This window comes from Parazoarcus communis (assembly GCF_003111645.1).
GTDB classification, from domain to species: Bacteria; Pseudomonadota; Gammaproteobacteria; order Burkholderiales; family Rhodocyclaceae; genus Parazoarcus; species Parazoarcus communis_A.
This window is the reverse complement of record NZ_CP022187.1, coordinates 2,480,178-2,494,064: the sequence shown is the minus strand read 5'-3', so window position 1 is coordinate 2,494,064 and position 13,887 is coordinate 2,480,178. Positions and strand designations below refer to the sequence as shown.

General features: G+C 65.7%; 10 protein-coding genes. 2 read left to right on the top strand and 8 right to left on the bottom strand.

Annotation, left to right across the window (positions count from 1 at the left end):
- Window positions 1–12: 12 nt before the first annotated feature.
- The 4 genes from CEW83_RS11380 to CEW83_RS21385 form a co-directional block, all read right to left on the bottom strand.
- Complete coding sequence (locus CEW83_RS11380; RefSeq protein ID WP_108949443.1) at window positions 13–2,175, bottom strand: UvrD-helicase domain-containing protein; 2,163 nt, start codon at window positions 2,173–2,175, stop codon at window positions 13–15.
- Window positions 2,172–4,298, bottom strand: coding sequence for a putative bifunctional diguanylate cyclase/phosphodiesterase (locus CEW83_RS11375; RefSeq protein WP_108949442.1), 2,127 nt, complete (start codon window positions 4,296–4,298; stop codon window positions 2,172–2,174). The genes CEW83_RS11380 and CEW83_RS11375 overlap by 4 nt, the downstream gene beginning before the upstream one ends.
- A 215-nt stretch (window positions 4,299–4,513) precedes the next feature.
- Window positions 4,514–5,041 (bottom strand): YkgJ family cysteine cluster protein, encoded by a 528-nt coding sequence (locus CEW83_RS11370; protein WP_108949441.1) that lies wholly within the window; start codon window positions 5,039–5,041, stop codon window positions 4,514–4,516.
- An 86-nt stretch (window positions 5,042–5,127) separates the two neighbouring features.
- Entirely contained in the window at window positions 5,128–6,381 is a 1,254-nt protein-coding gene (locus CEW83_RS21385) for a D-amino acid dehydrogenase (RefSeq protein ID WP_108951361.1), read from the bottom strand.
- Window positions 6,382–6,524: 143 nt separating this feature from the next.
- On the opposite strand from CEW83_RS21385, the gene CEW83_RS11360 reads away from it, so the two are divergent.
- Window positions 6,525–7,493, top strand: a complete 969-nt coding sequence (locus CEW83_RS11360) for a LysR family transcriptional regulator (RefSeq protein ID WP_234418783.1) — start codon at window positions 6,525–6,527, stop codon at window positions 7,491–7,493.
- On the opposite strand, the gene CEW83_RS11355 is transcribed toward CEW83_RS11360, so the two are convergent.
- Both CEW83_RS11355 and CEW83_RS11350 read right to left on the bottom strand, forming a co-directional pair.
- Window positions 7,490–8,194: a haloacid dehalogenase type II gene (locus CEW83_RS11355; RefSeq protein ID WP_108949439.1), complete on the bottom strand. Its 705-nt coding sequence runs from the start codon at window positions 8,192–8,194 to the stop codon at window positions 7,490–7,492. The two genes, CEW83_RS11360 and CEW83_RS11355, sit on opposite strands and share 4 nt — an antisense overlap.
- A 23-nt stretch (window positions 8,195–8,217) precedes the next feature.
- A complete protein-coding gene (locus CEW83_RS11350; protein WP_108951360.1) occupies window positions 8,218–9,426 on the bottom strand; it encodes a YbfB/YjiJ family MFS transporter in 1,209 nt (402 codons plus the stop codon).
- Between the two features lie 101 nt (window positions 9,427–9,527).
- Here CEW83_RS11350 and CEW83_RS11345 point away from each other — a divergent pair, with 101 nt between their 5' ends.
- Complete coding sequence (locus CEW83_RS11345) at window positions 9,528–10,373, top strand: LysR substrate-binding domain-containing protein (RefSeq protein WP_108951359.1); 846 nt, start codon at window positions 9,528–9,530, stop codon at window positions 10,371–10,373.
- A gap of 87 nt (window positions 10,374–10,460) precedes the next feature.
- Here CEW83_RS11345 and CEW83_RS11340 read toward each other — a convergent pair whose 3' ends face one another.
- Entirely contained in the window at window positions 10,461–11,879 is a 1,419-nt protein-coding gene (locus CEW83_RS11340; protein ID WP_108949438.1) for an alanine/glycine:cation symporter family protein, read from the bottom strand.
- Between the two features lie 56 nt (window positions 11,880–11,935).
- Window positions 11,936–13,876, bottom strand: coding sequence for an ABC-F family ATP-binding cassette domain-containing protein (locus tag CEW83_RS11335; protein ID WP_108949437.1), 1,941 nt, complete (start codon window positions 13,874–13,876; stop codon window positions 11,936–11,938).
- Window positions 13,877–13,887: the final 11 nt, after the last annotated feature.

Genomic DNA, 13,887 nt, shown 5'->3' with positions numbered 1-13,887 from the left:
CAGCATGTTGCCCTAGAAGTCCTGCACGTCGTGCCCGGTCAGGCGGGCGTCGAGCAGGGTGCGGCCGCGGGCGACTGCTGTATCGAGCTTCATCGCACTCACGAAGGGGCTGAGCCTGGCGTCGGTCTCCGGGGCGAACAGCGTCAGCTCGTCGCGCATGCGGGTCACGGCGACGTAGAAGCGGTTGTGCTCTTCGGTGCGGTCCCAGCCCGCAAGCGGGAAGTTTCCGTCGGCCAGGCCGGGCAGCATGACGGCGTCGAACTCCTGTCCTTTTGCCGCTTCGACCGTGCACAGCAGCACGGTCTTGCGCTTGCGCAGTTCCGCCGATTTCTCTTCTGCGCTGCGCAGCCATTGTGCAAACTCGCGCAGCGGCTGCTTGCTGATACGCGCAGCGTCGAGGAAGCCATCCACCGATCTCGCCACCATGTCTGCGGTGGCTGGGTCGATGAAAAGGCGTCTGGCTACGCCGTGCAGGTCGAGGATGGCGACCGCCCGGCCCAGGGCCAGGTGCGCGGGTTCGTCGACGGGGCCGTCGCGCAGGGTGGCGAGGGCCTGCGTCAGGCGCAGACGGGCGTTGCGCTGCGCCGGGGCCTCGTCGATGGTTGCGGCTGCTTCATGTTGCTGGCGGAGCAGGGCGTTTGCCTCGTCGTGCTGTCCCTCGCGGCGCAGGCGCCGGATCTGGTCGAGAAGGCGGTGGGCGGCGCGGGTTTCGGCTTCGTCGGAGAGCTCGGCTGCGGAGGTGTCCGCAAGGGTTTGCGGACGCAGCAGCCTGCCCTTGAGGAAGGCGTCGAAGAGTTCGGGCTGTGCGGCGGCGGTCTTGAGGTCTTCGAGGCGGCGGTCGCCCCAGGAGAGCTCCTGCCACAGTTCGAGTGCCTGGAGGACCTGGAAGCGCTTGTCCACGCCCGGAATGGATTCGTAGTCTTCCAGCGCGAAGGCGATCACGCCGCGCAGTATGAGGATCTCGGAGCGCAGCAGGTAGCTCTGCAGTCCTTCCAGCCGCCAGCCGATGCCCGCGCGCAACAAGGCGTTCTCGATCGCGATCGACTGATGCGGGGCGCGCAGAATGACGGCGCAGGCGTCCAGTCGCTTGCTGCGCTGCTGCCAGTCGAGCAGGGCTGAAATGAGTTTGCCGGCCTCGTCCTCGCTGTCGGCGCAGCGCACCAGCCGCAGCCGTGCGTCGTGGTCGCGGCCGGATTCGACGGGCTTGCTCTTCAGGAAATGCGTGGCGACGGCCATTGCCGGGCCGTGGCGGAAAGTGATGGTGAGCGGCAGACGCTTCACCCCGCTCCAGTTTGCGCCCAGCCGCGCGCTCAGGAAGCTGGCGTCGGCGCCTGCCCAGCGGTGGATGACCTGATCGAAGTCGCCCGCACCGGTGAACCAGGCACGACCATGCTCAATCAGGTGCTCGAGACAGGTGAGGGTGGCGGGGTTCATGTCCTGCAGTTCGTCGGCGATGACGACGCGATAGCCCGGCAGGCTGACCGGCACGTTGCCTTGCGTGAGCAGCATGGCCAGATCGTAGGTGGCGTCGAATTCGGTGCGCCAGGCACAGCCGTCGCCATCGCCGGCGCGGGCCTTCTCCAGCTGCCGGAAGAGCGCGAACAGGCCTTCCGGCACGTTGAGGGCTTCCGCCCGAGAGGCGACGCTGTCGTCATCCTCGATCTCGGGCGAGATCTGTTGCGCCTTCATCTGGCGGACGATCTTCAGAAAGTCGGCGATCGGGGCGTTGTGTTCGGGCAGCCAGAGCTCGCGCGGGTTGCGCCGTGCAGCGTTGATGCGCTGGACTTCGGTCACGGCGCTGCGCACATGTGGTGCGACGTCTTCGAAACTGGGCAGAAAGGGCGTTTCCCGCCCCTCGTGATCGCGCAGCACCTGAAGCGCGAACTCGTCGAAGGTCGTGCAGCGCACGCGTCGCGCCAGTCTGTCGTCGAGACCGATCTCGATCAGGCGCATCTTGAGCACCCTTGCCGCTTCAGCAGAAAAGCACAGGGCCACGATGTGATCGGGCGATACGCCACGCTTGACCGATTCGGCGATGCGCAGCGCGAGCGTGGTGGTCTTGGCCGCGCCGGCATTGGCCATGGCAATGATGTAGCGCGCGCTGTGGGTCTGGATTGCACGCTGCTCGGCCGTCGGCTCAAAGCCGACTGGACTAAAACGCGGTTCGGCCTTCATGCAGCCTCGGTCGCAATGAGGCTGGACGTTTCAAGCAGGCGTGCAAAAGCTTCCTCGTCAAGCGGCCTCGAGAACAGGTAGCCCTGCGCGTAGTCGCATCCCGCGCTGCGCAGGAGGTCGCGCTGTGCAGCGGTTTCGACCCCTTCGGCGACCACCTTCATGCCGAGTTTGTGCGCCATCACGATCATTGCCTCGGCGATGGCCAGGTCGGAGGCGTCGGTGGTGAGGTCGCGGACGAAGGAGCGATCGATCTTGAGGTAGTCGATATCGAATTTCTTGAGGTAGGACATTGCCGAGTAACCGGTGCCGAAGTCGTCGATGCTCACCTGGACGCCGGCGTCGCGGAAGGCCATCAGGGCTTCGATCACGACCGGACGGGTATCGAGCAGGAGGCCTTCGGTGATCTCGACGGCCAGGGCGCTTGCAGGCAGCCCGTGTTGTCGCAGGTGCTCGATCCAGCCTGCGCTGCTGCCGCTCATGAACTGGCGCGGGGACATGTTGACGCTGATCTGGATGCCGGCTTCGGCGGTGTCTGCGTCTGCCTTCAGTCCGCGTAATGCATGCCACCGGCTTGCCATTTGCATCGCGCGTTCGAACACCCACTGTCCGATCTCGGAGATGACCCCGATGTCTTCGGCGACCGGAATGAACTCGTCGGGCCCGAGCAGGCCCCGTACCGGATGCAGCCAGCGCACCAGGGCTTCCGCCTTGACGATACGGTTGTCGGAAAGGTCGACGATGGGCTGATAGTGCACGACGAGTTGCTCGGCCTTTACCGCGCTGCGCAAATCGTTTCCGGTCTGGAGGCGCTGCATCGCACTGACCTGCATCGGCTGCGCGAAGTAGCAGAAGCCGTTTCTGCCCTGGGCCTTGGCAGCGTACATGGCCTGATCCGCGTAACCGAGCAGGGTGTCCATTTCGGTGCTGTCGTCGGGGTAGAAGGCAATGCCGATGCTGGCCGATACATAGGCCAGCTTGCCGTCGAGATCGAACGGCATCTGCATCTGCTCGATGATGTGCTGGGCAATGGCGCCAGCAGCGTTCTTGTCTGCGATGCCGGGCGCGATCACCACGAATTCGTCTCCGCCAAGCCGCGATACGGTATCGCTGGTACGCACGGACTTGCTGATACGTGCCGCAGCCTCGACCAGCAGCTTGTCGCCGAGATCGTGGCCAAGGGTGTCGTTGACCTCCTTGAAGCGGTCGAGATCAATGAACAGCTGGGCGAACCGTCCGCCGCCGCGCTGGCTGCGTTTGACTTCCTCGCGCAGCCGGTCGTGGAACAGGCGCCGGTTGGGAAGGCCGGTCAGGGCGTCGTAGTTCGCCTCGTGCCAGACCGCCTGTTCCATGCGCTTGCGTTCGGAGATGTCCAGCATGACGCCCACCAGTCCGCCCAGTTCTCCACGTGCATTGTTGAAGGTCGCCTTGTTGAACACGACGTCATGACGTGTGCCGTCTGCATAGGCAATGCTCGCCTCATAGGTCTGCTTGCCGCCCTGCCTGAAAAGGGCTTCGTCGGCAGCAAAATACCGGTCGGCCAGATCCTTTGGCGAAATGTCGTAGACCGAGCGCCCGATGATCTGATCGCGTGTCTGTCCCAGGTAGTCTTCGAAGGCTGCATTGCAGCCCAAGTAGCGGCCGGACTCATCCTTGAAGAAGACCGGGCTGGGGATGGTGTCGACCAGTTGCTCGATGAAGCGCAGTTGGTCGGCCACCGCGCGCTCTGCCTTGCACCGCTCGGAGACGTCGAGCAGGATGCCGATGATCGCAGGCTTTCCGGAGAACGTGGTGGCAACGCCGAAGACCTCGACGTCGAGCCTGCTGCCGTCGCTGCGTACGCCTTCGAAATTGAAGAAGCTCGATTTGACTTCGCCCGACAGGCGGCGGTCGATCTCGCGCTTGGCCAGGGGTTGATAGGCCGGGGCGATCAGTTGCGTCGGCCCCATGCCGGCGCACAAGACCTCGGGTGTGTAGCCGAACAGGTCTGCCAGGCGCTGGTTGACGAAGATGAAGCGATCGCCCTGGATGACGTAGACACCGCTCAGCTCATTGCTGAGAAGGCCCATGAGCAGGGGCGCCGCCTCTTGCATCAGCCTGTTTTCGACGTCTGCCGGCATCATCATTGCAGAATGCGACAGGGCTGTGCAGTCGGTCCGCTGGCGCGGGCTGCCGCCGCGGTCGGGGCAAAGAGCTGGGCTGGGGCCGGGTGCCGGCGTTGGGGCTTCGATCGATCGTCCTGAGTGTTCATGCGGCATTGTCGCACATGCAAAACATGCGCAGGAGGCCGCCGTGCGGGCGATGTTTCATGGCCGGCAGCAGTCGGTGCAGGGCACTGCATTCAGGCCGCCGGCGAACGGCGGATCCCACCCGTTTCGCCACGCCACCATTCTGTCAGCGGCCGGCCATCGCCCAGTCCGGCGAGTTGCTGATCGATTGCGTCGTGATTGCCCCACACGACGTCGCTCAGCATGCCCTCGGCCACCTGCGATTCGATATCGCTGCAGTAGAGCCCGAGTTCGCGCTGCACATAGAAGCCGTAGGTACGACAGGCCACCGGGCGCTGCGCATAGACCGGGCAGGCGCCGGAGGCTTCATCGAGCAGGGGGCAGACGACGGGGCGTGTGTGTGTGCCGGCCAGCGCAGCGATCTTGCGGTCGATGTCTTCGAGCCGCGCTGCCGTCATCTGCTTCAGCCCGTCCTGCAGCAGGTCCCACTCCGCAGCCGTCAGTCTGGGGATGTCGGCCAGTCGCCGGCAGCAGCTGTCACAGCCCTTGCCGCACAGCCAGTCTGCACGTTCGGCGCGGATGGCATCGACGCGGCCATCGATTTCGGCGTGAAGCTGGTGCAGCGGCTTGTCGTTGTGCACAAGGAATCCTGGGTGGGGCGCTTGATGGCGCGGACGGGGCGATTGTACGCCCCGCGGCGCGTCGTCGATAAGCGGGTTTGCCGCACTCAGGCAGCGGGTGCAAATGGCGCGTCCGGGATGGCCGGAGTGCCTCCGCTCATGCGGTCGGCCAGCACCCGGGCCGACCCTGCAGCCAGCGTGAAACCGAGGGCGCCCTGACCGAGATTGAGCCATACGCCGGGGATTCTCGATGCGCCGATGATGGGCCGTCCGCTGGGTGTCGCGGGACGCAGGCCGCACCATTCCCGCGCGCGGGAGAGGTCTGCTGTCGTGCCGAAATTCTCTGCGGTCTCACGCTTCAGGAGCTCGATGCGGGCGGGCCTGATGCTGCGGTCGTGGCCAACGATGTCGGCCATGCCCGCGACCCGGAGCAGATCTCCGATCCGTGCGTAGACGACTTTGCGCTGAAAGTCGGTGATGCTGATTTCCGGCGCTTTGCCCGGCGCGACAAGGGGCGCGCTGATGCTGTAGCCCTTCAGCGGATAGATCGGCACGCCAACCCCGACGCTGCGCAGCAGGCTCCCCCCATCCACCCCGTTTGCGATCACGCAGGCGTCGCCCCGGATGCGGCCCCGGTCGGTCTGCAGCGCGTGATAGCGGCCCGCAGCCAGTTCGATGCGTTCGACCCGCTCTGACATGCGGAAGGTCACCGCGCCGGGGCCTTGGCGCAGGCCCCGTTGCAGCGCTTCACACAGTGCGAGGCAGTCGCCCACCTCCTCGCTCGGGGTGTGAATGCCGCCGGCGAGGTGTGGGGCCATGCGCTCGAGCGCCGGTTCGACGTCGAGGCAGCCGCGTACATCGAGTGCGCACTGCTCGCCATCGGCACCGGGGCTCGATGCGAGCAGGCGGCGTGCGGCGGCGAAGCTCGCCGGATCCCGGTGGAGTACCAGCTTGCCGTTGCGACGCCAGGCGAAGTCGAAGTCCTTGGTCTTGCGCAGCTCATCCATCAGGCGTCTGCTGTACAGCGACAGGGGCAGCAGGCTGGCAATCGAGGCGGCCTGATCGCGGCCGTTGCATGCACGCAGGAACTGCGCGATCCATGCCCATTGCCGTCTGTCGAAAGCGGGCTTGAAGCGTATGGGGGCATCGCTGCGCAGCATCCAGCCCGGGATCTTGGCCAGCACGCCCGGTTCGGCGAGCGGGGCGACATAGCGGTAGGAGAGCTGGCCGCCATTGGCATGGCTTGCCCCCTGTCCGACGCGCTCGCACGCATCGACCACGGTGACCTGATGTCCGTCTGCGCGCAGAAACCAGGCGCTTGCGAGGCCGACGATGCCGCCGCCTACGATTGTGATATCCATGTCCTCATGCTCATGTATGTGCGACATTGCCGCGCGCCCACTCTGCCGGAATTTTCATCCCATACCCGCTTATGAATGTACGTCTTGCGCGCGGCGGGGCGATTGCGGATGATTGTCTATCTCATGTCTTTGGAGCATGGATCGTGCGCTTGCGACATATCGAAGTGTTCCGGGCGGTGATGCTCAGCGGCTCGGTGAGCGGCGCGGCGCGCATGCTGCATGTGTCGCAACCCGTCGTGTCGCGTGTGCTCCGGCATGCCGAAGCAACACTCGGCTTCGCGCTGTTCGAGCGTGCAGGCGGTCGCCTCTCGCCTGCGCCCGAAGCCGAGGCGCTGCTGGTTCAGGTCAAGCGTGCCTATGCCGAGATCGAACGCATCGACACGCTGGCAGCCAACCTCCGGCGCGGTGCATCGGGGCTGTTGCGCGTGGCGGCGACGCCGTCGCTCGCTTCACAACTGCTGCCCGACACCTTGTGCGCCCTGAGCGCGCATCACCCCGACGTGCAGTGCGACCTGTGGGCGATCCACACCCGCGAAATCGAGGAGCACCTGCTGGCGCTCGAGATCGACGCCGGCATCGCGCTCGAGCCACCGGCGCATGTCGCGATCAGCGCATCGGTGCTGTGCGAGAGTGAAATCATGCTGGCGGTGCCGCAGTCCTGGCTGGCGCGTCAGCGCGCGGCCGATGGCTTTCTGTGGCTGCAGTCGCAACCCTGCGTCACGCTCTCGGATGCGACGCCGCTGGGCGAAGCCCTGTCAGCGCTGCTCGATGCTGCCGGCTGGCAGGTGCGGGAGGCGTTTCGCGTCCAGACCTACGTGCTTGCCGGCGCGCTGGTGGAAAAGGGCCTGGCCTACGCCTTTGTCGATGGATTCACGGCGGCCACGCTGGATGCTGCGCGCGTGCGCCTGGTCCGGCTGTTGCCCGCCGTTCCGGTTCAGCTCAGGCTCATGCGTGCGGCGAGTGTGGCGCCTTCGGTCCTGCTTGGCAGCTTCGGTCAGATGCTGGGCGTGGCGGCCGCGACACAGCTCGAGCAGCTTGCCGCGAGCATGAAGCAGCCGGCGCTGGATCTTCGCGGCAAGCTGCTTCATGCTCGCGGCCATCAGGGCGACTAGGTTTCGAGCGCTGCGGCCAGCTCAAGCAGGCTGGCGCAGGAGACATCCACTGTGGTGCCTGCGGCGGTCTCACCCATGCCCGGCCCGCATTCGTCCGGGCGCGCGATGAAGGCGGTTCGCAAGCCCGCTGCGGCCGCGGCTGCGAGGTCTGATGTGTGGGCGGCCACCATCATCGTTTCGCCCGGTTCGAGGTCGAAGGCCCCGGCCGCGGCAAGGTAGACGACCGGCTTGGGCTTGTAATCGCGCGCCAGTTCCGCGCCGAGGATGGCATCCCAGGGGAAGTCGTTGCGCCGCGCGAGATCGACCATCAGCGAGATGTTGCCGTTGGAGCAGGGGGCGAGGCGGAACCGCGCTTTCAGGCGGTGCAGCCCCGGTGACACGTCGGGCCAGGCGTCGAGCCGGTGCCACGCCAGGTTGAGTTCGCGCCGCACGGCCTCATCGACGCGGTCGAGGCCGGCACGCTCGAGCACGATGTCGAGGTTGCGGCGGTGCAGGCGGTCGAGCTTGCAGAACGGGATATGGCCGGACCGGACCTCTTCCATGGCGGGCTGGTATTCGTTGCGCCACGCATCTGCGAATGCCAGCCAGTCGGTGTCGATGCCAAGCGGCGAGAGCGCCTTGCGGGTCTCGCGTGCAATGGAAGTGCGCCAGTCGACCAGCGTGCCGAAGACGTCGAAGATGAGTGCCTTGACCTGATGCATGGGGCCTCCCGGGCGGAATACGGTCAGGTCTGCGCGCAGCGCGCCAGATCGAGTGCGGCGGCAGCGTCGCGCTTCTCTACGACCTTGAGCATCAGCAGCAGCACCGTGCCGACGACCATCACCGCCGCAGCCATGTAGAGGCCGCCGTTGTAGCTGCCGAGATGGGTTGCGAGCCAGCCGGTCACGGCGGGGCCGATGATCTGCGCCACGCCATAGGAAAGCGTCATCTTGCCCATCATCTTGGCGGGGCGGGTCGGATAGTAACGGCCCGCCATGGTCAGCACCAGGCTCACCATGCCGATGAAGGTGCCGCCGAACAGCAGTGCGCCAAACACTGTGGCGACGAGCCCGCCGACCACGACCGGCAGCAGGATGCCGACGATCTGCAGCACTGCGGCCAGGATCAGCGCATTGAGGTCGCCGGTGCGGCGCGCAATCAGATCCCAGTTGAAGCACGACGGTGTGCCGGCGATGCCGATGGCCATGAACACCAGCGTGCCCTGTCCGCTGAGGCCGGGCAGTTGGTCGACGATGGCGACGATGAAGGTGGCGCTGACCACGTAGCCCACACCGGCGCAGAAATACGCCGCCATGAACAGCCGCATGAAAAGCGGGCTGGGCGGCTTGTCCACCAGTTTCTGCCCGGTCGTGGTGAGGCCGCTGCGGTCGGGCGGCGGCAGCCAGCGCAGCGCCGGGTACAGCAGCAGGCAGCCGATGACGGTGAAGGCGAACCACTGCTCGCGCCAGTCGAGCCATTGATTCATCAGGGCCACCGCAATCGCGCAGCCGGCGATGCCCAGGCCGATGCCGGCGAAGTGAATGCCGAGTTCGCTGCGGTGGTTGTGGCGGATCAGCCAGTTCAGGATCAGTCCGGTGCCGAGCAGCATGCCGGCCGCGCTGCTCAGGCCGGCAATGAAGCGTGACACCGCCCACACCGTGGTGTCGGTACTCAGCCCCATCATCGCGGTGCTGAGGATGGCCACCACCAGACCGATGCGGTACAGCTTGTCCTTGAGCACCAGGTCGCTGATGAGCGAGGCGACGATCGCGCCGCACAGGTAGCCGGCGTAGTTGATGGCCGCAAGCCAGCCCGCCTCGGCCACGCCGAGACCGGCCTGCTGCTGCATCAGCGGCAAGAGCGGCGTATACGAGAAGCGCGCCACACCCATCACCAGGATGAGGCTGAAAATGCCGGCGCTGAGTACTTTGATGCGTTGTCTCTGGTCGCTCACGGTATGCATCCATGGTTCTTTGTGGAGCTACCTTAAACAGCGTAAGCTATCTGTGCAAATGATTTGTTTAGAATTGAGTGTTCTGTATTGGAGATATGGACATGGAGCTGGTCGCGCTACGCACCTTTCAGGCGGTGGTTGAGGAGGGCGGCATTCTTGCCGCCTCGCGCAAGCTCAACACCGTGCAGTCCAATGTCACCAACCGCATCCAGCGCCTGGAGCAGGAGCTCGGCGCGGAGCTGTTCTTCCGCAAGGGGCGCGGCATGGAGCTGGCGCCGTCGGGGCGGGTGTTGCTCGATTACGCGCGCCAGATGCTCCAGCTCGAACGTCAGACCAGCGCGGCGGTGCGCCTGGTGGGGGAGAGCACGGGCGAGCTGCGTGTGGGCTCGATGGAGACCTTCGCCGCCCTGCATCTGCCCGCTGCGCTGAAAGCGGTGCGAGCCGCCCATCCGGGCCTGGAGCTGAGGGTGCAGACGCAGACCAGCGCCGCACTGGCCGAGATGGTGATCGACCACAAGCTCGATTGCGCCTTTGTTGCGGGGCCGGTCATGCATGCCGACCTGCATTTCGACGAGCTGGTGGTGGAAGAACTGGTTCAGGTCAGTGCGGCCGGCACCAGCCCGGTCAGTCAGCCGCTGATCATCTTTCGCGAGGGCTGTGCCTACCGGACGCGCGCACTGTCGTGGCAGCGCGCATCCGGCAACGCGATGGCGGATGCGATGGAATTCGGGACGCTGGAAGGCATCCTCGGCTGTGTTGCCGTCGGCCTCGGGTGGACGCTGATGCCGCGCCGGGTCGTCGAGCAGTCACCGCATTTCTCCGGTCTGGTGGTCGAGACCCTGCCCGAGGAGTTTGCACACGTGCCGACCGGCATGATCCGTCTGCGCTCGGCAGCGCCGATGTCTGCGCTCAAGACGCTGTCCGATGCGGTGATCGCGACCGTGTGACAGACATCGGGGCGGCGATCGTGCCTCCCCGTTTCCGGGCGCCGGCATGCGCTTGCGGGTATGCCGCAGGCGCATGCGCGGTCATCGTCAGCGCTCGGTCCAGATGGTGGGGTCGAACTCGCCCTTGAGCTCGGGGTACTTGGCCGCGTGGAAATGCGGCGTCAGGCCCGCACGACGCTGCTCCAGATAGTCCTTGGTCAGTTTCGCGACCGTGCCCGACAGCAGCAGGATGGCCACGAGGTTGATGGACGCCATCAGCCCCATCGATGCGTCTGCGGCGTTGAACACCGTTGCCACGCTCTGCAGCGCACCCCATACCACCATGGCGAGGGCGGCGATACGCAGGACGGTCAGCCCGGCGCGGTGACCGACTCCGAGATAGGTGAGGGCGTTTTCGGCGTAGGCGTAGTTGGCGACAATGGACGTGAAGGCGAAGAAAAAGATCGCGATGGCGACGAAATAGGTGCCGAACGCGCCCAGGTGCACCGTCAGTGCGGCCTGGGTGAGCTCGGTGCCGGTGAGCCCGGAGCCGGGCTCCAGCGCGCCTGAAAGCAGGATCATCACCGCGGTTGCGGTGCAGATCACGATGGTGTCAATGAACACGCCGAACGCCTGCACGAAGCCCTGCGACGACGGGTGGTGCGGATCAGGCGATGCCGTGGCCGCTGCGTTGGGCGCGCTGCCCATGCCTGCTTCGTTCGAGAAAAGCCCGCGCTTCACGCCGTTGAGCATGGCCGCGGCAACCGAGCCGGCGACACCGCCGACCGCCTCTTCAAGGCCGAAAGCAGAGCGCACGATATGCATCAGGACGTCCGGAACCTCGCCGATGTTGAGGGCCATGACCGCAAGCGCGACCAGCACATAGGCACCGGCCATGAACGGTACGACCAGTTCGGCGAAGCGGGCGATGCCGCGGATGCCGCCAAAGATGACGATGCCGGCCAGTACCGCGATACCCAGTCCGACAGCGATCTTCGGGATGCCGAATGCGGCCTCGACTGCGCTGGAGATCGAGTTCGCCTGCACCGCGTTGAAGATGAGGCCGAAGGACAGGATCAGGCAGACGGAAAAGATTGAAGCCGCCCACGGCGCGCCCAGGCCTCTCGCAATATAGAAGGCCGGGCCGCCGCGAAACTGTCCGTCCTCGTTGCGCACCTTGTAGAGCTGGGCGAGGGTGCTTTCCGCGTAGGCTGTCGCCATGCCGACGAAAGCCACCATCCACATCCAGAAGATCGCGCCGGCGCCGCCCAGGTAGAGCGCAACCGCCACCCCGGCCAGGTTGCCCGTGCCGACACGCGAGGCGAGGCTGGTACACAGGGCCTGAAAGGGCGAGATGCCCTCGCGGTCGGCGCTGCGCGAACCGCGAATGGCCCGGATCATCTCGGGGAAATGGACGATCTGCAGGAAGCCCAGCCGCAGCGTGAAGAACACCCCAACCGCGAGCAGTCCGTAGATGAGCACATAGCCCCAGAAGATCGTGTTCAGAAAATCAATCACTGCGTCCATGTGGGAACTCCTCTCATGCCAGGGTTGGGGGGTGCATCCTGTTATCTGCTGTCAGCCTATTGTGTTGCTTCTTCGATCCGGCTCGAGAGATCGAGCCAGATTTCCTCCTGGGTGTCGAGCTCTTCGGTCAGCTTCTGCACCTGGATCCCGATCTCGCCGATCTCCTGCGGCGGCAGCGGTGCAGCGAGGCGGGCCTCAAGCGCATGCTTCTGCGTCTGCAGTTCGAGAATGCGCTGCTCGACCTTGCCCAGGTCGCGCTTGAGCACCTTGATCGCCTCCGGGCTCGGCTTTGCGGCCGCCTTGACCGGCGCAGCGACCGGCGCGACTTCCTTTGCCGGGCTCTTCAGTGACTCTTTCAGTTCTTCGCGGGCACGCTTGGCTTCGTCGAGCAGGTAGCGCTGGTAATCGTCGAGGTCGCCGTCGAAGGGCTCGATGCCGCCGTGCGACACCAGCCAGAACTCGTCGCACACCGAGCGCAGCAGCGAACGGTCGTGGCTGACCAGCATCACCGTGCCTTCGAACTCGTTGAGCGCCATCGCCAGCGCCTCGCGGGTGGCGAGGTCGAGGTGGTTGGTTGGCTCGTCGAGCAGCAGCAGGTTGGGGCGCTGCCACACCAGCATGCACAGCACCAGGCGCGCCTTCTCGCCACCGCTCATGGTGCCGACCGCCTGCTTGACCATGTCGCCGCTGAAGTTGAAGGTGCCGAGGAAGTTGCGCAGATCCTGCTCGCGTCCGCTCTGGCCGGCAGGCAGGCCTTCGCGGGCCATGCGCACCATGTGTTCGAGCGGATTGTCCTGCGGACGCAGCACGTCGAGTTCCTGCTGCGCAAAGTAGCCGATGTTGAGGCCCTTGCCTTCGGTGATCTCGCCCGCCGTGGCCTTGAGGGCACGGGCAACGGTCTTGACCACGGTTGACTTGCCCTGACCGTTGGCACCGAGGATGCCGATGCGCTGGCCCGCCATCACCGACTTGCTGACATTGCGCACGATGGTGGTGGGCGGTGTGCCGGCCGGCGCGTCCTCGGGAGGCGGGTAGCCGAAGCAGGCGTGCTCCATGGTCAGCATCGGGTTGGGCAGGCTGACCGGCTCCTTGAACTCGAAGGTGAAGTCGGCGCTGGCCAGCACCGGTGCCAGGCGCTCCATGCGGTCGAGGGCCTTGACCCGGCTCTGTGCCTGCTTGGCCTTGCTCGCCTTGGCCTTGAAGCGCTGGATGAACTTCTGCAGGTGGGCGATCTTGTCCTGCTGCTTGGCGTAGGCGTTCTGCTGCAGCTCCATCTGCTGCGCGCGGGTGTCTTCGAAGGTGCTGTAGTTGCCGCCGTAGCGCGTGAGCTTGCTGTTGTCGATGTGCAGCGTGACGTTGGTGATCGCGTCCAGAAACTCGCGGTCGTGGCTGATCACCACCAGGGTGCCGTCATAGCGCTTGAGCCAGGCTTCGAGCCACACCAGCGCGTCGAGGTCGAGGTGGTTGGTCGGTTCGTCGAGCAGCAGCAGGTCGGACGGGCACATCAGTGCGCGTGCCAGCTGCAGGCGCATGCGCCAGCCGCCGGAGAAGCTGTTGACCGGATTGCACAGCTCGGTGGTCTTGAAGCCGAGACCGAGGATCAGCGCCTGCGCGCGCGCCTGGGCGTCATGCGCGCCGGCGTCGTGCAGGGCCATGTAGGCGTAGGCCATGCGTTCGCCATCGTCCCCCGCTTCTGCCGCAGTCACTTCCTTCTGCGCAGCGAGCAGGGCGACGTCGCCCTCGATGACGAAGTCGGTGGCGGACTGGTCGGTTTCCGGCATGTCCTGCGCCACCTGCGCCATGCGCCAGTGTGCGGGAATGCTGAAGTCGCCCGAGTCTTCGTGCAGGGTGCCGTTGAGCAGTGCGAACAGGGTGGACTTGCCGGCGCCGTTGCGCCCGACCAGGCCGACCTTTTCGCCCGGGTTCAGGGTGACGGATGCATTGTCGAGCAGCACCTTGGCGCTGCGGCGCAGGGTGACGCTCTTGAGGGTGATCATGCTGGTGAAGC

Coding starts and splice junctions, on each gene's coding strand:
- CEW83_RS21385 (WP_108951361.1), bottom strand. CDS start 6,381: ATGGATATCACAATCGTAGGCGGCGGCATCGTCGGCCTCGCAAGCGCC.
- CEW83_RS11380 (WP_108949443.1), bottom strand. CDS start 2,175: ATGAAGGCCGAACCGCGTTTTAGTCCAGTCGGCTTTGAGCCGACGGCC.
- CEW83_RS11335 (WP_108949437.1), bottom strand. CDS start 13,876: ATGATCACCCTCAAGAGCGTCACCCTGCGCCGCAGCGCCAAGGTGCTG.
- CEW83_RS11340 (WP_108949438.1), bottom strand. CDS start 11,879: ATGGACGCAGTGATTGATTTTCTGAACACGATCTTCTGGGGCTATGTG.
- CEW83_RS11355 (WP_108949439.1), bottom strand. CDS start 8,194: ATGCATCAGGTCAAGGCACTCATCTTCGACGTCTTCGGCACGCTGGTC.
- CEW83_RS11345 (WP_108951359.1), top strand. CDS start 9,528: ATGGAGCTGGTCGCGCTACGCACCTTTCAGGCGGTGGTTGAGGAGGGC.
- CEW83_RS11375 (WP_108949442.1), bottom strand. CDS start 4,298: ATGATGATGCCGGCAGACGTCGAAAACAGGCTGATGCAAGAGGCGGCG.